The sequence below is a fragment of the Nocardia sp. NPDC046473 genome (assembly GCF_040645995.1).
In the GTDB taxonomy this organism is placed as follows: domain Bacteria; phylum Actinomycetota; class Actinomycetes; order Mycobacteriales; family Mycobacteriaceae; genus Nocardia.
Map to the genome: position 1 here is coordinate 463,190 of NZ_JBEYZJ010000003.1, position 18,142 is coordinate 481,331.

The 18,142-nt window shown below is 67.0% G+C and carries 17 protein-coding genes and 1 pseudogene; 4 read left to right on the top strand and 14 right to left on the bottom strand.

The genetic code is table 11. From position 1 onward, the window contains the following. Positions 1-266: 266 nt before the first annotated feature. From ABZ942_RS12205 to dapE, 6 genes are all read right to left on the bottom strand, one after another. Positions 267-1,220, bottom strand: a complete 954-nt coding sequence (locus ABZ942_RS12205) for a glucosyl-3-phosphoglycerate synthase (protein ID WP_357381052.1) — start codon at positions 1,218-1,220, stop codon at positions 267-269. Further along, positions 1,217-2,101 carry a dihydropteroate synthase gene (gene folP, locus ABZ942_RS12210; protein WP_357381054.1) on the bottom strand — a complete coding sequence of 295 codons (885 nt, stop codon included), beginning with the start codon at positions 2,099-2,101 and terminating at the stop codon, positions 1,217-1,219. Before folP ends, ABZ942_RS12205 begins: the two co-directional genes overlap by 4 nt. Before the next feature lie 84 nt (positions 2,102-2,185). Next, complete coding sequence (locus tag ABZ942_RS12215; protein WP_357381056.1) at positions 2,186-3,955, bottom strand: long-chain-acyl-CoA synthetase; 1,770 nt, start codon at positions 3,953-3,955, stop codon at positions 2,186-2,188. A 31-nt stretch (positions 3,956-3,986) separates the two neighbouring features. Further along, positions 3,987-4,532, bottom strand: a complete 546-nt coding sequence (locus ABZ942_RS12220; protein WP_357381058.1) for a TIGR00730 family Rossman fold protein — start codon at positions 4,530-4,532, stop codon at positions 3,987-3,989. Next, entirely contained in the window at positions 4,529-5,338 is an 810-nt protein-coding gene (locus ABZ942_RS12225) for a TIGR00730 family Rossman fold protein (protein ID WP_357381060.1), read from the bottom strand. Before ABZ942_RS12225 ends, ABZ942_RS12220 begins: the two co-directional genes overlap by 4 nt. 159 nt (positions 5,339-5,497) lie before the next feature. Then, complete coding sequence (dapE, locus tag ABZ942_RS12230; RefSeq protein WP_357381062.1) at positions 5,498-6,601, bottom strand: succinyl-diaminopimelate desuccinylase; 1,104 nt, start codon at positions 6,599-6,601, stop codon at positions 5,498-5,500. Between the two features lie 483 nt (positions 6,602-7,084). Between dapE and dapD the strand changes: the two genes are divergently transcribed. Further along, positions 7,085-8,032, top strand: a complete 948-nt coding sequence (dapD, locus tag ABZ942_RS12235; protein WP_357381064.1) for a 2,3,4,5-tetrahydropyridine-2,6-dicarboxylate N-succinyltransferase — start codon at positions 7,085-7,087, stop codon at positions 8,030-8,032. Between the two features lie 371 nt (positions 8,033-8,403). On the opposite strand, the gene ABZ942_RS12240 is transcribed toward dapD, so the two are convergent. Then, the gene (locus ABZ942_RS12240) at positions 8,404-9,831 is read right to left on the bottom strand and encodes an acyl-CoA synthetase (RefSeq protein ID WP_357381066.1); all 1,428 of its coding nucleotides are present in this window, start codon (positions 9,829-9,831) and stop codon (positions 8,404-8,406) included. 146 nt (positions 9,832-9,977) lie between these two features. On the opposite strand from ABZ942_RS12240, the gene ABZ942_RS12245 reads away from it, so the two are divergent. After that, entirely contained in the window at positions 9,978-10,832 is an 855-nt protein-coding gene (locus ABZ942_RS12245) for an oxygenase MpaB family protein (RefSeq protein WP_357381068.1), read from the top strand. Positions 10,833-10,930: 98 nt separating this feature from the next. Continuing rightward, entirely contained in the window at positions 10,931-11,644 is a 714-nt protein-coding gene (locus ABZ942_RS12250; protein ID WP_357381070.1) for a hypothetical protein, read from the top strand. A gap of 5 nt (positions 11,645-11,649) precedes the next feature. Here ABZ942_RS12250 and ABZ942_RS12255 read toward each other — a convergent pair whose 3' ends face one another. Beyond that, the gene (locus tag ABZ942_RS12255; RefSeq protein WP_357381072.1) at positions 11,650-12,282 is read right to left on the bottom strand and encodes a TetR/AcrR family transcriptional regulator; all 633 of its coding nucleotides are present in this window, start codon (positions 12,280-12,282) and stop codon (positions 11,650-11,652) included. Positions 12,283-12,436: 154 nt separating this feature from the next. Here ABZ942_RS12255 and ABZ942_RS12260 point away from each other — a divergent pair, with 154 nt between their 5' ends. Then, a complete protein-coding gene (locus tag ABZ942_RS12260; RefSeq protein ID WP_357381074.1) occupies positions 12,437-13,303 on the top strand; it encodes an oxygenase MpaB family protein in 867 nt (288 codons plus the stop codon). A gap of 6 nt (positions 13,304-13,309) precedes the next feature. Here ABZ942_RS12260 and ABZ942_RS12265 read toward each other — a convergent pair whose 3' ends face one another. The 6 genes and pseudogenes from ABZ942_RS12265 to ABZ942_RS12290 all read right to left on the bottom strand — a co-directional run. Further along, complete coding sequence (locus ABZ942_RS12265; RefSeq protein WP_357381076.1) at positions 13,310-14,266, bottom strand: proline dehydrogenase family protein; 957 nt, start codon at positions 14,264-14,266, stop codon at positions 13,310-13,312. A gap of 4 nt (positions 14,267-14,270) precedes the next feature. Beyond that, the gene (gene pruA, locus ABZ942_RS12270; RefSeq protein ID WP_357381077.1) at positions 14,271-15,905 is read right to left on the bottom strand and encodes an L-glutamate gamma-semialdehyde dehydrogenase; all 1,635 of its coding nucleotides are present in this window, start codon (positions 15,903-15,905) and stop codon (positions 14,271-14,273) included. A gap of 71 nt (positions 15,906-15,976) precedes the next feature. Next, positions 15,977-17,083, bottom strand: coding sequence for a succinyldiaminopimelate transaminase (gene dapC / locus ABZ942_RS12275; protein WP_357381079.1), 1,107 nt, complete (start codon positions 17,081-17,083; stop codon positions 15,977-15,979). Positions 17,084-17,090: 7 nt separating this feature from the next. Continuing rightward, positions 17,091-17,414, bottom strand: coding sequence for a ferredoxin (gene fdxA / locus ABZ942_RS12280; protein ID WP_357381081.1), 324 nt, complete (start codon positions 17,412-17,414; stop codon positions 17,091-17,093). A 97-nt stretch (positions 17,415-17,511) separates the two neighbouring features. Next, positions 17,512-17,724, bottom strand: coding sequence for a hypothetical protein (locus ABZ942_RS12285; protein WP_357381914.1), 213 nt, complete (start codon positions 17,722-17,724; stop codon positions 17,512-17,514). A 31-nt stretch (positions 17,725-17,755) separates the two neighbouring features. Continuing rightward, positions 17,756-18,130 (bottom strand): annotated as a pseudogene (locus ABZ942_RS12290) (hypothetical protein); the annotation flags it as partial. Positions 18,131-18,142 lie beyond the last annotated feature (12 nt).

An 18,142-nucleotide genomic window follows, 5' to 3' on the forward strand; every position in this document is an offset into this window, starting at 1 on the left:
GTAATCGGGACCGGCGAACTCTGGCTGCCGGGTGTCCTGCTTGGGTAGCTCACCAATAGTCATAGACGTATCTCCTGCTCATGAGCGCGCGTTAGGGGCGGCATCTTGAAGTACAGAATGCGAACGTAAGACCAAACAACACTCTAGCGTCCAGTCAGCAAACATGCTTGTCAAACAACGAGCATGTGTTGCCAGCCCATGACTTTCGATAAAAAGCAACGAACCCGGGTGCTACCGGCACCCGGGTTCGCGCGTCGAGATATCGGTCAGGCAGCCGCCCACTCGGGGCGCAGCGTATTCATCGGCGGTCGATCAGCCAGCGACACCTCGGTGCTGTGCGCGGTGAAGGCATCCCCGACCAGCGGGAACTGGGTGAGCGCCGCCCCGGAGTCCTGCACGCCGCTGCGGCCGAGCACGGTGCCGAGGATCTGCCTGCTCATCACGCCGAGGTCGGCCAGCGGGCGGTTCCGGTGCGTGCGCACCCCGAGGTTCACCTGCCCGATCGCGGACAGGCCGAGCTGATCGTAGGTATCGAGCAGCAACCCGATCTCCACGCCGTAGCCCGGCGCAAACGGGACCGCGGTGAGCAGCTCGCGGGTGCCCGCGTATTCGCCGCCGAGCGGCTGCAGCACCTGGGAGAGCTCGGGCCGCAGCGCGGCGAGCAGTGGACGGGCGACGAGCTCGGTGACCCGGCCGCCGCCGTGTGCGTCCACCGCACCACCCTGCCGTAGCGGCCTGCGATAGTAGGCCTTGACCAGGTGCATCGCATCGACCGTGAGCAGCGGGCCGAGCAGTTTCGGCACGAATTCCGGATCCGGGTCGATGAGGTCGGAGTCGACGAAGGCGATCAGATCGCCGCTGGTGACGGCCAGCGAGCGCCACAGCACCTCGCCCTTGCCCGGCACCGGGTCCAGTTCGGGCACCGCCTGCTCGCGGCTGATCACCTCGGCGCCCGCGGCGCCGGCCCGTTCGGCGGTGGCATCGGTCGAGCCGGAATCGAGCACGATCAGCTCGTCGACCAGGGTGCCGAGCAGCGGCATGATGCTGGCCACCACGTCGGCGACGGTGTCTTCTTCGTTCAGCGCGGGCAGCACCACCGAAACGGTGCGGCCGTCTTTGGCGGCGACGAGTTCGTCGACCGACCAGTGGGGGCTGTCCCAGGTGTTTGTCGTCGCCCACGCGGGGCTGTGTTCGCGGCCGTGGGGGTGGTGGAATTTCATACCAAACCTCGCAGGGTGCGTGCTGGGGGCCGGATGCCTTGGATCGCGGCGATCATGTCCACTACTCGCCGGGTGGCGGCGACTTCGTGGACTCGGAAGACTCGGGCGCCGGCGGCTGCCGACCATGCTGTTGCTGCCAATGTGCCCTCCAACCGTTCGGAAAGATCGACACCTAGAGTCTCCCCGATGAAATCCTTGTTGCTGAGTGCCATCAAGACAGGCCACCCGGTATTTACAAGAACGTCCACTCCGCGCAACAACTCGAGCCCGTGATAAGTGTTCTTGCCGAAATCATGGGTCGGATCGATCAAGATCGAATCCGCCCGCACGCCCGCGGCGACCGCTTTTTCGGCCGCCAGGACCAATGTTTCGGTCACTTCGGCCACAATGTCGGCGTAACGGACACGATGCGGGCGGGTGCGCGGGACCTGTCCGCCGGTGTGGCTGCAGACGATGCCGACGCCGTTCTCGGCGGCGACCGGTACCAGGTCAGGGTCGGCGCCGGACCAGGTGTCGTTGATCAGATCCGCGCCCGCCCGCACCGACGCCAGCGCCACATCGGCCCGCCAGGTGTCGATGCTGATCAGCAACTCCGGATACTTCTCGCGGATGGCCGCGACGAACGGGACCACCCGGCGCGATTCCTCCGCGGCGTCGACCAGTGCGCCCGGTCCCGCCTTCACGCCGCCGATATCCACGAGATCCGCGCCTTCGTCCACCGCGCGGGCGACGGCCGCCATGGCGGCCTCGTCGGTAAAGGTGGCGCCCTTGTCATAGAACGAATCGGGGGTGCGATTCACGATCGCCATCACCAGCGCCCGATCGGTCGCCACCGGCTTGCCGCACAAGGTAGGAAGCGGCGTTGCGGTGGTGCGAGACATTCTCTGACTGTACCGACCGGTGTGCCAGCGGTGTCTCCGCCCAGCGGCCTTGCTGACGGTCAGGCCGGCCGCTGGGCGGTAAGGCTAGTTCTTCGGTGCGCGGCCTGCGGCTACGTCGGCGGGGTAGTCGTCGTAGAAGGGAACGTAGCCGTCGGCGCGGCCCGCGAGGACGTACAGGCTGCCGTCGCCGTCGGACGTGTAGCCCTGCTTGCGCAGTTCGACCTTGCGACTCTTGAAGGTGGAGGTCTGCTCCAGTTCCTTGACGACGCGGATGAACAGTGGGACGGCATAGGCGGGCAGCTGCTGATAAACCTGCCCGGCGATCGCCTTACCGTCGAATTCGGTATCCGGACTCAGCGTCACGGCCGCCATACCCGCCTTACCGTCGGTGCCCGGCACATCTACGCCGTAGACGACCGCTTGGGACAGCGCGTGGGATCGGGTCAGTGCGCCCTCGACCTCGGTGGTCGCGACGTTCTCGCCCTTCCAGCGGAAGGTGTCGCCGAGCCGGTCGACGAAGGCGATGTGATGCCAGCCCTGATCGCGGACCAGATCGCCGGTGTCGAACCAGATGTCGCCCTGCTCGAAGCCGTCGCGGACCAGCTTCGCCTCGGAGGCGTCCTTGTCGGTGTAGCCGTCGAACGGTGAACGGTCGGTGACCTTGGACAGCAGCAACCCGACACCACCGGTGCCGACCTTGTGCAACCGGCCGGCCTTGTCGCGCTTGGCTTTTCCGGTCTCCTCATCGTAATCGACCACGGCGTACGGCAGCGGCCCGAAGCCGGCGGTGCGGTCGACGCTGAACGCGTTGATGAAGGCGATGTTGGCCTCACTGGCGCTGTAGAACTCGACGATCCGATTGATGCCGAACCGGTCCTTGAACTCGTCCCACAGTTCCGGGCGCAGCCCGTTGCCGACCGCAAGCCGGACCTTGTGCTGCCGGTCGGTCGGCTTGGCGGGCTGGTTCAGCAGGTAGCGGCAGAGCTCACCGATGTAGATGAAACCCGTTGCCTGCTCACGGATCACCTCATCCCAGAACCGGGACACGGAGAACTGCCTGCCCATTGCGAAGGTGCCGCCGGAGCCGATCACCGCCGACAGCGCGACGGTCATCGCGTTGTTGTGGTACAGCGGCAGGCAGCAGTACAGAGTGTCGTTGCCGCGCAGGCGAATTCCGAGTCCGGCGATACCCGCCAGGCTCTTGGTCCAGCGCAGGTGCGTCATTACGCTGGCCTTGGGCAGGCCCGTGGTGCCGGAGGTGAAGATGAGGAAAGCGCGTTCCTTCGCGGTGATTTCCGCGCACACCGGCGGGTCGGTGGCGTCCGCGCCCTGTGCGGCGGCCTGCAAATCGTTGGCGGACAACACATTCGCGAGCGGCTCGGCCAGCGAGTCCAGCGCCTCTTTGCATTCCTCGCCGACCACGTTGAGCACGCTGTTCAGCAGGCCGAAGCTGTGCGCGAGCACCTGGTCGCGCTGGTGGTGGTTGAGCAGGCCGACGGTGGCGCCGAGTTTCACCGAAGCCAGTGCGGTGAACAGGGTTTCGGGCCGATTGGTCATCAACAGGCCGACCACGTTGCCGCGCTGCACGCCGCGCGCGGCCAGTACCGCGGCGTAGCGATTCACCTCGGCATTGGCCTCGCCGTAGGTGTATGCGATGCCTTCGAAGCGCAGGAACGTGCGGTCCGGATGACGATGCGCGGCACGCTGAAAGTACAGCCCGACAGAGGATTTGTCGTCCGGCCCGACCAGCATGCCTGCCACATTGCGCAGCATGGCCGGTACCTCGAGCGCCATCGCGGGCAGGTTTTTGGCCAGGCTTAATAGGCTCACCGTCGAGCGGCCATCAGAACTCACTGTGAAGCTCTCCTCATCAGGAAGGTATTGCTCACGCCTCCAGTGCGGTGAAGGCGGACGAAAGATCGGTGACCACGGTAATGCGGTCCATGGCGGGCTGGGGCACGAACTTACGGTCGTAGAGTTCGTCGATCCACTGGAAAAGGCCTCGGTAGAAGCCGTTCGGGTCCAACAACACCACCGGCTTATTGTGCTGTCCCAGATAGCCTCCGGTCCAGGTTTCGAAGAACTCCTCCAGGGTGCCGATGCCGCCGGGCAGAGTGAGGAACGCGTCGGCGCGGTCCTCCATGATCTGTTTGCGCTGCCGCATGGTGTCGGTGACGACCAGCTCGTCGGCATCGACATCGGCGACCTCGCGGTGCACCAGATGCTTCGGGATCACCCCGATGGTGTTCGCGCCGCCGGCCCGTGCCGCGGTCGCCACCTCGCCCATCATCGAGACATTGCCCCCGCCGGACACCAATTGCCAACCGCGCCGGGCGATCTCGGTGCCGACCTGGGCGGCCAGCGCAAGATAGGTGGGATCGGCGGTGCTTGCCGAACAGTAGACACAGACGGAATAGGGCCGCTCGCTCACCACTGATCCTCCGTGCCGAGTACGTCTTCCGCGCCGTTGCCCTCCGCGCTGGCGAGGATGATCTGCACGACCTCCTCGACGCTGTCGGTGACGTGGATCAGGCCGAGGTCGCCGGGCGAGATCTTGCCGGAGCCGCCGAGCGAATCGCGCAACCAATCGACCAGGCCGGACCAATATCTGCTGCCGAACAGAATGATCGGGAACCGGGTGATCTTGCGGGTCTGCACCAGGGTGAGCGCCTCGAACAGCTCGTCCAGAGTGCCGAAGCCGCCGGGCAGGCAGATGAACGCCTCCGAGTACTTCACGAACATCGTCTTGCGCACGAAGAAGTAGCGGAAGTTGATGCCCAGATCGACCCAGTCGTTGAGGCTCTGCTCGAACGGCAGCTCGATGCCGAGGCCGATCGAGTAACCGCCCGCCTCGCACGCGCCGCGGTTGGCCGCCTCCATCGCGCCTGGGCCGCCGCCGGTGATCACCGCGAAACCCGCCTTGGCCAGCGCCGCGCCGATCGCCCGGCCCGCCTGGTATTCCGGATGATCCGGGCCGGTGCGTGCCGAACCGAAAACGGTGACCGCGCGCGGCACCTCGGCCAGCGCGCCGAAACCCTCGACGAACTCGGCTTGGATGCGCAGCACCCGCCACGGGTCGGTGTGTACCCAATCGGTGTCGCCGCGCCTGTCCAGCAAATTCCGGTCGGCTGTGCCGGTCCCGTCCTTGCGGTCCCGGCGGAGCATGATCGGCCCGCGAAACTTGGCTGTCGACTTCTGCGTATTGGCAACCTCGCGGTCAGCGGCGTCGGTGGACATACCGCCCACGCTACCGGGGACTGCGCACCGCAACTGCCTGGAGGCGAGAAGTCGTCCGACGTTCAGTGGCTCGACCCGGGCCCGAGACGGGCCCGCAACCTGCGCCCCAGCAAACCCGTGATTCAGCGCCGTTGTGATCGAACAGATAAGGCGGGTCAGTCAGCCCACTGCGCCGGTCAAATAGTTGCGCAGCATGGCGGTGACGGCGGTGATCTGGTCGACGGGGACGTGTTCGTCGCGCTTGTGGGCGAGGTTGGGGTCGCCGGGGCCGAAGTTCACGGCGGGGATGCCGCGGGCGGCGAAGCGGGCCACATCGGTCCAGCCGTACTTGGCGCGCACACCGCCGCCACCGTGGCTGTTCACCGACGCGATCAGGTCCTTGGCGGCCGGGGCGGTCAGGCCGGGCAGCGCGCCGGGTGCGGAGTCGGTCACCTCGAAGGTCAGCTCGAGACCCGCGAACACCTCGCGGACGTGCTCGATGGCCTGGGCGACCGTGCGATCCGGGGCGAAGCGGAAGTTCACCTCCACCTCGGCGGCATCGGGCACGACGTTGCCCGCCACCCCGCCGGAGGCGCGCACCGCGGACAGCCCCTCGTGGTAGACGCAGCCGTCGATGTCGACCTCGCGGGCCCGATAGTCGGCCAGCCGCTGCAGAATCGGGGCCAGGCGGTGAATCGCGTTGTCGCCCAGCCAGGCTCGCGCCGAATGCGCGCGCGTGCCTGCGGTGGACAGCCGAACCCGCAGCGTCCCTTGACAACCCGCCTCGATCCAGCCGCCGGACGGTTCGCCGAGCACCGCCAGATCACCCTCGAACCATTCCGGCAGCTCGCGTTCGATATGCCCGAGGCCGTTGAACTCCGAGGCGATCTCCTCGCAGTCGTAGAAGATCAACGTCAGATCGTGCACGGGTTCGGCCACCGTCGCGGCCAGATGCAGGAACACCGCATCGCCGGACTTCATATCCACCGATCCGCACCCGTAGAACACCCGCTCGCCCGCCGCGTTCACCGTGAAATGCCCCGGCACGTTATCCGCGATCGGCACCGTATCCAAATGCCCCGCCAGCACCACCCGCGTCGGCAACCCCCGATTCGTCCGCGCCAGCACCACATTCCCGTGCCGCACCACCTCGAACCCACTCGTCTGCTCCCGCAACGCCCGCTCGACGAGATCGGTGATCGCCACCTCGTCCCGCGAAACACTCGGAATATCGACAAGAGCAGCAGTCAACGTAATCGGGTCAGCACGCAGGTCGAGGGTCACGCCCCCACCCTACGACCGCCCCCCAAGCACCGCGCACACATCCGCCCGCCGCGCACCGATCGGCATGCCGCGCGCCGAACATACGGCAAGAACGTGCGCGCGACGCAGATCCGTGCGCGGCACCCTAGTCACGCGACGGCCGCTGGACCGCAGCCAACCAGCACGCCGCGAGAACGGCCATGACACCGCACGCATCCGCCCGCCGCGCACGAAGCAGCCGCCGATTCGGTGCGCGTGACGCGAATCAGTGCGCTGCACTCCTGTGCGCAGCTGTCATTCAGTCCGCGGCTAACCTGCGCGCGCCGCAGCACGAGAGCCGTGTTGAGCGCGGCCGCGCATGTCTTGGTACGCCGCGCACAACACAGCCAGCGATTCCGTGCGCGTGACGCGAATCGGTGCGCGGCACGTCCGTAGCCGTGTGGTGGGGCACATCGACGGAGCGGGCTCACCACTGGTGGGGATGGGTCGGTAACCTCTGTTGACGTGAGCATTCAGGGAGCAGCAGCAGTCGGTATTGCCAATGTGACCGCGGACGGGACCGTGCTGGACACCTGGTACCCGAGCCCGGAGCTCGGCGAGTTCGCCGAGACGGGGACGAAGCGGCTGGATGACGCGCCTGCGGAGTTCGCGGCGCTGCTCGGGTTCGACGAGGCGCGCGGGGTCGACGTGGTCGCGGTGCGCACGACGATCGCCGACCTGTCCGCCGCCCCGGTCGACGCGCACGACGTCTACCTGCGGCTGCATCTGCTCTCGCATCGGCTGGTCCGGCCGCACGGGGTGAACCTGGACGGTCAGTTCGGGCTGCTCAGCAATGTGGTGTGGACCAATCACGGCCCGGCGGCGGTGGAGGGCTTCGAGACCACCCGTGCCAAGCTGCGCGCCCGCGGCCCGGTGACCGTCTACAGCATCGACAAGTTCCCGCGCATGGTCGACTACGTCATCCCCTCCGGCGTGCGCATCGGCGACGCCGACCGGGTCCGCCTCGGCGCGCACCTCGCCTCCGGCACCACCGTCATGCACGAGGGCTTCGTGAACTTCAACGCGGGCACCCTCGGCAACTCCATGGTCGAGGGCCGCATCTCGGCCGGTGTCGTGGTCGGCGACGGCTCCGACGTCGGCGGCGGCGCCTCCATCATGGGCACCCTCTCCGGCGGCGGTACCACCGTCATCTCCATCGGCGATCGTTCCCTGCTCGGCGCCAACGCGGGCGTCGGCATCTCCCTCGGCGACGACTGCGTCGTAGAGGCCGGCCTCTACCTGACCGCGGGCACCAAGGTCACCACCCCCGATGGCACGGTCGTCAAGGCCGCCGAATTCAGCGGCCAGAACAACCTCCTGTTCCGCCGCAACTCCGTCACCGGCGCGGTAGAAGTGGTGCCCCGCAAGGGCACCGGCATCGAACTCAACGCCGCCCTGCACGCCAACGACTGACCCACCGCCACGCCCCCTTCCGCCTGCCGCGCGCAGAATCCCCAGCTGATTCGTGCGCGGCAGGCGAACCCAAGCGCAGCAAGCGGATTCGCGCGCGACAAGCGTGCGCCGGTGCGGCACTGCGGCCGCGCGCATGGCAGCCCGACGCGCACGTTTCGAGGTGTCGCGCACACAATCGCTATCGGATTCGTGCTCGACAGGCGAATTCGTGCGCACCACGGCCAGTTCCAGCGGCGCGCGCGTCCTGGCGACGCTGCTGACGACTCAGTCCGCTGCGCACATTTGAGGGCGCTGCGCATGAAATCACTGGCTGATTCGCGCGCGGGAGGCTGATTCGCGCGTGGCAGGTGCCAGCACTCGGCGAGCGGGAGTCAGGCGAGGCGCTTCTTTTGGACCTTGCCCATGGCGTTGCGGGGTAGGGAGTCGACTATGCGGATCTCGCGGGGGCGTTTGTGGGTCGAGAGTTGGTCGGCCACGTGGTTGATCAGGTCTTGTTCGATGGAAGTCGGTGCGGGGGCGCGTAGTACGACGAAGGCGACGATGCGTTGGCCCAGGTCGGGGTCGGGGAGGCCGACTACGGCTGCCTCGGCGACGGCGGGGTGGCCGAGCAGGGCGGTCTCCACTTCGCCTGCGCCGATGCGGTAGCCGCCGGACTTGATGAGGTCTACCGATTCACGGCCGACGATGCGGTGGAAGCCGTCCGGGTCGATGGCGGCTACGTCGCCGGTTTTGAACCAGCCGTCCTCGGTCCAGCTTTCGGCGGTGGCGTCGGGGCGGTTGAGGTAGCCGTCGAAGAGCATCGGGCCGGAAACCTGGAGGCCGCCGATGCTTTCGCCGTCATGCGCGACGTCGGCGCCGGCTTCGTCGCGCAGCCTGGTCTGGACGCCGCGCACCGGAGTGCCGACCCAGCCGGGGCGGCGCTCACCGTCGGCGCGGGTGGACAGGGTGATCATGGTTTCGCTCATGCCGTAGCGTTCGATCGGCGCCTGACCGGTGAGCTCGCGCAACCGCTCGAACACCGGAACGGGCAGTGGCGCACTGCCGGACACGAGCAGCCGCGCGTCGGCCAATTGCTTTGCGGCATCCGGATCTTCGACAACCCGCGACCACACGGTGGGCACCCCGAAGTACAGCGTGCCGTGCGCGGCGGCATACGCCTGCGGCGTCGGCTTGCCGGTGTGCACCAGCGGGCTGCCGACGCGCAGCGGGCCGAGCACACCGAGGATCAAGCCGTGCACATGGAACAGCGGAAGCCCGTGCACCAGAACATCGTTCGCGGTCCAGGCCCACGCGTCGGCGAGCGCGTCAAGCCCGGCGGCGATCGCACCACGGCTGAGGACAACACCTTTCGGCAATCCGGTCGTTCCGGACGTATAGAGCACGAAAGCGGTTGCCGTAGCGTCGGGTTCGGGATAGGTATGCCATGACCTGGCGTGCACCCGCACCGGCACCACCGGCAACTCACTGCCCTCGGGCGCCTCCCCGAGCCAGGCCTGCGCCCCGGAATCGGCCAGGATGTGCGCCAGCTCAGCGGTTCCCGAATCCGGCGGCACCGGAACAACTGTCACGCCGGCGATCAGGCAACCGACCACCGCGAGCACGGTACTCACGGTCGGCTTGGCCAGCACCGCAACCCGATCGGCCCTGGCCACCCGCTCGGCTACGGAGGTCGCGGCACCGAGCAGATCACTGCGCGAGAGCGTCACCCCGTCGATGGTGACGGCATCCGGAATGTCCGCCCCGCCTGCGACGGCGAGCGGATTCAGGGAACTGAGCAGCAACGGCGTACCGAACGACATGCGCCCAAACTACTTCGCCCACCCGGCCGCGCCCCCGACACCTCGGCCGATCACGGCTGAATGAACCTTCGATGTGACCGTTGACACATTAGATGAGGCGGTGAGACAGTTCATGCACAGCCTTCTCAATGAGACAGGGGTCAACGATGACCAGGCCACTTCGCGCATCGACGCCCGCGACCGCGTTGCCGGACGAGCTCGACATCACCCGGTTCATCGACGGCATCGCCGGCCTGCTCGGCGGCACCGCGAACGTCATCATGCAGCTCAGCACCCGCCCGGTCGGCTACGGCGTGCTGGAGAGCACCGTCGACAGCGGAAAGGTCATGCTGCACCCGGTCAAGCGGTTGCGCACCACGGTCACCTACCTCGCCGTCGCCATGCTCGGCACGGACGCCGAGCGCGCCGATTACCGCGACGCCGTCAACCGCTCGCATCGCCCGGTGCATTCGACCGCGTCGAGTCCGGTGCGCTACAGCGCCTTCGATCCGAGCCTCCAATTGTGGGTTGCCGCTTGCCTTTACTGGGGCGCGAAGGACCTCTACGAGCGCATGCACGGCCCGATGGACGAGCCGACCGCCGATGCCTTCTACCGCTACAGCGCCCGCTTCGGCACCACCTTGCAGGTGCGCCCGGACAGGTGGCCCGCCGACCGGCAAGCCTTCGCCGCGTACTGGGACAGCCACCTGGCCGACACCACCATCGATCCACCGATCCGCGACTACTTCAATGACCTGATCGATCTGAAGATGCTGCCCCGCGCGGTCCAACTCGTCTTCGCTCGCCCGCACCGCTTCGTCGTGGCGGGCCTGCTCCCCGAACACCTCCGCGACCAGATGGGCTTCACCTGGACCGCCCGCGACGACCGCGCCCTGGACCGCATCCTGCGCACCATCGGCACCACCCAGACCTGGCTCCCCCGCCAGGCCCGCATGTTCCCGGTCAACGCCTATCTGCTCGACCTGCGCCTGCGCCGCCGCCTCGGCCTCCCCCTGGTCTAGATGGGCAATTGATCAGCAACCGCGTGTCGCGAGCACATGTTCACTGCTGAGCGGTGTTATGTCGAAGAGCACACCGGGGGCCGAGCCAGGAGGAAACGATGGGCTATCGGACTGTTGCGACCGCGGCCGCCGCCGCGGCAACCTACTGCGCACTCTTCTCGCCGACCGCCGACGCGGAGCCACCCGATCCCGCGGTGGTCCCGCCACGCACCGCGATCTCCATCCGCTCCACCTTCGGCGCGAACTGGAGCACCGCGAACGAACACGAAGCACGCACCAGCCTGTCGCTGACGAAGCTCTACCTCGCCGACTACGCCCTACGGCACGGCGACGGCTCCCGCGCGGACCGCGACCTCGCCGAACGAATGATCCGCTACTCCGACGACGGCGCGGCCACCACGATGGAGAACAAGTACCCACAAGCACTCAAATCCGTTGCAGCGGAATACCATCTGACCGACACCCACTCAGCGGGAAGTTGGGGCGCGGCCTACACCAGCACCGCGGACCTCGCCGACTTCCTGGACGCCAAACTGCGCACCGACCCCAACTCCCCGATCCTCGAATGGATGGCCGAAGCCGGCGAGAACGCCACCGACGGCACCGAACAGGATTGGGGCACCGCCCGTTTGCCGTTCGTCCTCGGCACCAAGTGGGGCTGGTCTGACTTCGGCGAGCCCGATGTCGCCTCGGCCTCCTACGGCCCCGGCTTCGCGGTCGCGGCGCACACCCACGGCACCGCGACCGAGCAGACCCTCGACGTCCTCGGTGCGCTCCCGCTGGCCGCCCTCGAACTCGCCACCGGCCACTGAGCCGGTCAGGGCACCCGGAACGACACCACAATGTGATCGCGCGCGAACTGCCGGATCGCTACCTCGTCATGCAGCGGAATGACGGTCTGCGGCGTCAACGCCAGCGATAACGCCGTGCGCGCGATCAATTCCGCGAGCGGCTCCGGGTCGTAGGCGGGCAGCTTGCCTTCCTGCTGCAGCCGGGCGATGAACTCGGCCAGGTAATCCCGGCCGAGCTCGAGCACCGGCGCGCCCTTGATGGTGAGATACGGCAGCACCAGTTCGGGCTCGGTCGCGAGCAGCCGGTGCACGAGCCGGTTGTCCCGCAGTCCCGTGATGAACGCGGCGAACAGTTCGACGATCTGTTCCTCCGCGCCCGCATCCCGATCGACCTGCCGCTGCAAGGCCGCGTCGACCTGCTCGACGAATTCGCGGGTCTGCCGCAAGCCGACCGCCTCGATCAGCTCGGATTTGCTGGCGAAGCGCCGATACAGCGTGGCGAGCGAAAGCCCGCAGCGCCGGGCGACCTCGACCATGCTGGTGCGCTTGATGCCGAAGTCCAGGAACGCCAGCATCGCGGCATCGAGCACGCGCGCCTGATTGCGGTCCTCCGGACCGGCGCCGCGCACCAACGGCAGCAGTCTGCTGAGCCTCGCCATGCTTGTCAGCCTATCCGGATCGCCGAAACGATGACACAAGAAGCATCGCAGCGCATCATTGACATGATCGACGAGACAGTGAGAAGGTGAGTTAAGAACCTTCTCACTGTTCGCTTGTCCGGGCCGCTCCGGACACAGAAAGTCGAGGTCAATGATGACCGCACCGCTGCGCATCGCCGAACCGGATCCGAACCGGGCCGCGCTAGCCCTCACGCCGGAAAGCGTCCAGCAGTACATGGACGGCATCGCGGCATTCCTCGGCGGCACCGCCAACGTGATCATGCAGCTGAGCCTGCGCCCGGTCGGCCGCGGCGTGCTGGAGAGCACCGTGGACAGCGGCAAGGTCACCCTGCACCCGGTCAAGCGGCTGCGCACCACGCTGACCTATATCGCCGTCGCCATGATGGGCTCCGACGAGGAGCGCGCGGCCTACCGCGCGGCGGTCAACCACTCGCACCGCCCGGTCCACTCCGGACCGCAGAGCCCGGTGAAATACAACGCCTTCGACCCGAAGCTGCAGCTGTGGGTGGCGGCCACCATCTACTGGGGCATCGACGACCTCTACACCCGCATGCACGGCCCGCTGGATCCGGCGACCGCCGAGGCGCTCTACCAGTACAGCGCGCGGCTCGGCACCACCCTGCAGATGCGCCAGGAGCTGTGGCCCGCCGACCGCGCGGAGTTCTTTCCGTGGTGGGAGGAGAACCTCGCCCAGCACGGGATCGAGCCCGCCCTGCGCGAGTACTTCGACGGCATCATCGACCTCGAAATGATGCCGCCGCCGATCCGATTCACCTTCGCCAGGCTGCAGCGGTTCATCGTGACCGGGCTGTTGCCGCAGCACGTGCGCGACGAGATGCGGATGACCTGGACCGACCGGGACCAGCGCCGATTCGACCGGATGCTGCGCGGCATCTCGGTCGTGCACACTCGGCTGCCGAAGCAGGCGCGGATGTTTCCGTTGAACATCTATCTGTTCGATCTGCGCAGGCGGCTGCGGCTGGGAAAGCCACTGGTGTAGGGACTTTCAGGACTTGCTGACGAGAGCGCGTAGAAAGAACCCGAGATTGGCGGGCCGCTCCGCCAGCCGCCGGGTGAGATAGCCGTACCACTGACTGCCGTAGGGCACGTAGACGCGGACCGCATTTCCCGCCGCGGCCAGCCGCAGCTGTTCGGCATCGCGGATGCCGTACAGCATCTGGTATTCGAATCGACCAGTGCCACGGCCGCTTTCCGCCGCGAGACCCTCGGCCTCGGCAATCGGCACCGGGTCGTGTGAGGCCACCATGGGATAGCCGTCGCCGCGCATCAGCTCTTCGAGGCAGCGCAGGTAGGACTCGGTCACCTCGGACGCGCGTTGGAAGGCCACCTCGTGCGGCTCACGATAGGCGCCCTTGCACAACCGGATTCGCGAGTCCGGTCCGGACAGTGCACGGCAATCCGCTTCGGTTCGATGCAGATATGCCTGCAGAACCGCGCCTAGCCAAGGGAATTCACCACGCAACTCGCGGACCGTGGCGAGCGTGGCATCGGTGGTGGTGTGGTCTTCGGCGTCGACGGTCACCCACACGTCGGCCTGGGCTGCCTTGGTGCACAGAATGCGCAGGTTCTCGGTGGCGATCGCAGGCCCGTCCACCGGCAGGGCCTGGCCGAGTGCGGACAGCTTCACCGACACCTCGACGGACGGGGCGTCGATGCCGGGCAGTGCCGGACGGTCCAGCGCGGCCAATTCATTGATCAGCGACAAGTATTCGGCCACGGTGGCATCGGCCTGGCTCCGGTCGGTGGTGTTCTCCCCGAGGAAGTCCACACTGACCATCCGCCCGCTGTTCAGCAGCGTCTGCGCCACCTCGATGAGGTCGTCCCTGGTCTCCCCTGCCACGAATCGCCGCACGATGTCGGCGGTGATCGGGATACCGGTGAGCGCACGTTTCAGCCGCGGCGAGTCCGCCGCCGCGAGGATGAGGGGTCGCAGCGGATTCACCGGGTCACTCGCCCATGTGCGGGTAGCGGTAATCGGTTGGTGGAACGAAGGTTTCCTTGATCGTGCGCGCGGACACCCAGCGCAGCAGATTCAGCGGGGAACCTGCCTTGTCGTCGGTACCGGACGCGCGGGCGCCGCCGAACGGCTGCTGGCCGACCACCGCTCCGGTCGGCTTGTCGTTGATGTAGAAGTTGCCCGCCGCGAATCGCAGTGCGGCGCCTGCCTGTTCGACCGCTTGACGATCCTGCGCGAACACCGCACCGGTCAACGCATACGGTGACGCCGCGTCGACCTCCGCCAAAATGTCCGCGTACGAGCCGGGTTCGGCGTCGTCATAGACATGTACCGACAGGATCGGCCCGAAATACTCGGTGGCGAAGGACTCGTCGTGCGGATCGTCGGCCAGCAGCACCGTCGGCCGCACGAAGAATCCCTCGCTGTCGTCGTAGGCGCCGCCGACCGGGATGGTCAACCCGGCATCCCTGGCCCGCCGGATCGCGGCGGCGTTCTTGTCGAAGGCACGCTGATCGATCAGCGCACCACCGAAATTGGACAGATCGGTCACGTCGCCGTAGGTCAGTTCCGCAGTGCGGTGCAGGAATTCGTCGCCCATCTCGCGCCACACGGAACGCGCGATGTAAGCGCGCGAGGCCGCCGAACACTTCTGCCCCTGATATTCGTAGGCCCCACGAATCAGCGCGGTCCGCAACGCATCCGGATCGGCCGACGGGTGCGCGACGACGAAATCCTTACCGCCCGTCTCGCCGACCAACCGCGGATAACCGTGATACCGATCGAGATTCGCACCCACCTGATGCCACAGATACTGAAACGTCTTGGTGGAGCCGGTGAAATGAATTCCGGCCAGCCACGGATCGGCCAGCGCCACCTCCGACAGGGCGATGCCGTCACCGGTCACCATATTGATGACACCCGGCGGCAGCCCCGCCGCCTCCAGCAATCGCATCGTGTAGAACGCCGACAGGGTCTGCGTCGGCGACGGCTTCCACACCACCGTGTTCCCCATCAACGCGGGCGCGGTCGGCAGATTCCCGGCGATAGCGGTGAAATTGAACGGCGTGATCGCGTAGACGAACCCTTCCAGCGGCCGATAGTCCAGCCGATTCCACACCCCCGCACTCGACTCCGGCTGCTGTGCCATGATCTCCCGCGCGAATGCCACGTTGAACCGCCAGAAGTCGATCAACTCACACGGCGCGTCGATCTCCGCCTGCTGCGCCGACTTCGACTGCCCGAGCATGGTCGCCGCGGCGATGGTCTCCCGCCATGGCCCGGCCAGCAGATCCGCGGCCCGCAAGAACACCGCGGCCCGCTCGTCGAACGGCAACGCCCGCCACCCCGGCGCCGCCGCCAGCGCCGCGTCGATCGCGCCCTGCGCTTCGGAATGCGTGGCATCGGTATAGGTCCCCAGCACCTGACGGTGCCGATGCGGCGCGACAATATTGTGCCGCTCACCGGTCCCCGGCCGATGTTTACCGCCGATGACCAGCGGCACCTCGACGCGGTCCGCGCCGATCTCGGCCAGCTTGGCGACCAACAGTTCCCGCTCGCGACTGCCCGGTGCGTACGAGTGCACCGGTTCGTTGCTGGGAGTAGGAACAACCGTGACAGCGTCCATACTTCAGGCTAACGCCAGCTCGCGCCCTGCGCCCTTGCCCGCCGTGCGTGTCGGCCGGCCGCGCGCGTGGTCTACGCGGTCAATCGTTCGACGGCGGCGGCGATGCGTTCATCGGTGGCGGTCAGCGCGATGCGAACATGCTCGGTGCCGGTGGGACCGTAGAAATCTCCGGGCGCGGCGAGGATGCCACGCTCAGCGAGCCAGTCGAGGGTGGTGCGGCACGGTTCGCCGCGAGTCGACCAGAGGTAGAGCCCCGCTTCGGAGTGGTCGATGCGGAAACCGGCTTGTGTCAACGCTTTTCGCAGAACCTCGCGACGAACCCGGTACCGCTCACGCTGTTGCGCCTCATGCGTGTCGTCGCTGAGCGCGGCGGTCATCGCGGCCTGGATCGGGAACGGCACCATCATGCCGGCGTGCTTGCGCACTTCCAGCAGTTCGGTGACCAGGGCCGGGTCGCCCGCGACGAAGCCCGCGCGATAGCTGGCCAGGTTGGAGGTCTTCGAAAGCGAGTGCACGGCAAGGAGGTTGGTGTGGTCGCCGTCGCTGACCTCGGGATCGAGGATGGAGACGGCGCGCCCCTCCCAGGTGAGACCGAGGTAGCACTCGTCGGAGGCGATGATCACGTCGCGTTCGCGGGCGAATTCCACCACCTTGCGCAGGTGATCGACGCCGAGCACCCGCCCGGTCGGGTTCGACGGGGAGTTCACGAACATCAGGGCGGGCGTCCGCGGTCCGAGCTGCGTGAGCCCGTCGGCCCGCACGATCTGCGCGCCGGCGAACACCGCACCGACCTCGTAGGTCGGGTAGGCCACCTCGGGGATGACGACCAGGTCGTCGGCGCCGAGGCCGAGCAGCCGGGGCAGTCCGGCGATCAGTTCCTTGGTGCCGATCGCGGGCAGCACCGCCGCCGGGTCGAGTCCGGTGATCCCGTAGCGCCGCTTGAGCGCGTCGACCGCGGCCGCGCGAAGCTCCGGAGTGCCGTGCGTCGCCGGGTAACCGGGCACCGCGGACGCCGAACTCAGGGCTGCGCGGATGAGCGGATCGACCGGGTCCACCGGGGTGCCGACCGACAGGTCGACGATCCCGCCGGGATGCGTCGCCGCCTTCGCCTTCACCGAAGCGATGGTGTCCCAGGGAAAATCGGGGAGCAGACTGCTGACCCGAGCACGTGCCGACACGGCCGAGCTACTCGCTCGCCATCGGCGGCAGTTCCTTGATGAACGGCGGGTCGTAGTCGACCTGACCGACCTTGGTGGCGCCGCCCGGCGAACCCAGCTCGTTGAAGAAGTCGATGTTGGCGTTCACATACCCGCTCCACTGGTCCGGGGTGTCGTCTTCGTAGAAGATCGCCTCCACCGGGCACACCGGTTCACATGCACCACAGTCCACGCACTCGTCGGGATGGATATACAGCATGCGGCCACCCTCGTAGATGCAGTCCACGGGGCATTCCTCGATGCATGCCTTGTCCTTCACGTCAACGCACGGTTCAGCGATGATGTACGGCACTGCCGTTCTCCTAGTCTGTCCTCACCTTGCGGGGATAGTCCGCCCAGCGAAACCCTATCCGGACACCCCAAGGTACTACCGATAAGCCTGCCCTAACCTACTGCTGCGGAACGACCTCTAGATCCGCCCATTTCAGTTCGAGCGGAAAGGGATCGGATACGGAGACCGCCATTGGACCCATATCTCGGTGCGCAGTGCCGATGTGCGCATATGGCCCGGTTCGCCCGGACAACGCATAGCGTTCGATGGTCAGAGCGCCGACCTTGTCGAAGCTGACCAGCCAGTAGTGCTGGGATACCCGCATCGGCATAGTCGCTCATCTTGTGCACTCGGTCACGGCGTGCAGACCACGTGGACAGCACCTCCACGACAATCAGGCAGTGCTCGGCGGTGAGCTGCTCATAGTCCGGCAGACACCGATGCAACACCGCATTCGGCTTACGGGCTGTCGGTGGGACTTCCCACAGCAGCACATCAATCTCGGTATTCGTCTCGTAGCAGGATCCGCCGCCACTGCGACGCATCTCGGCGACAGCCGCTTGCTCTAGTGCAAGCGACAACCGAGTTCCGACCTTCTGGTGATCGCGACCGCGTTGCTCGCGCGGGACAACATAGCCGTCGACTATCTCGAGCTCACGCCGGATATCTTCATCGAGATCCAGGAACGTCTCCCACGCGATGGGGGCGTGTTGCGGTCCCTCCCAGCTGACGGTCACGATTCGATCGTA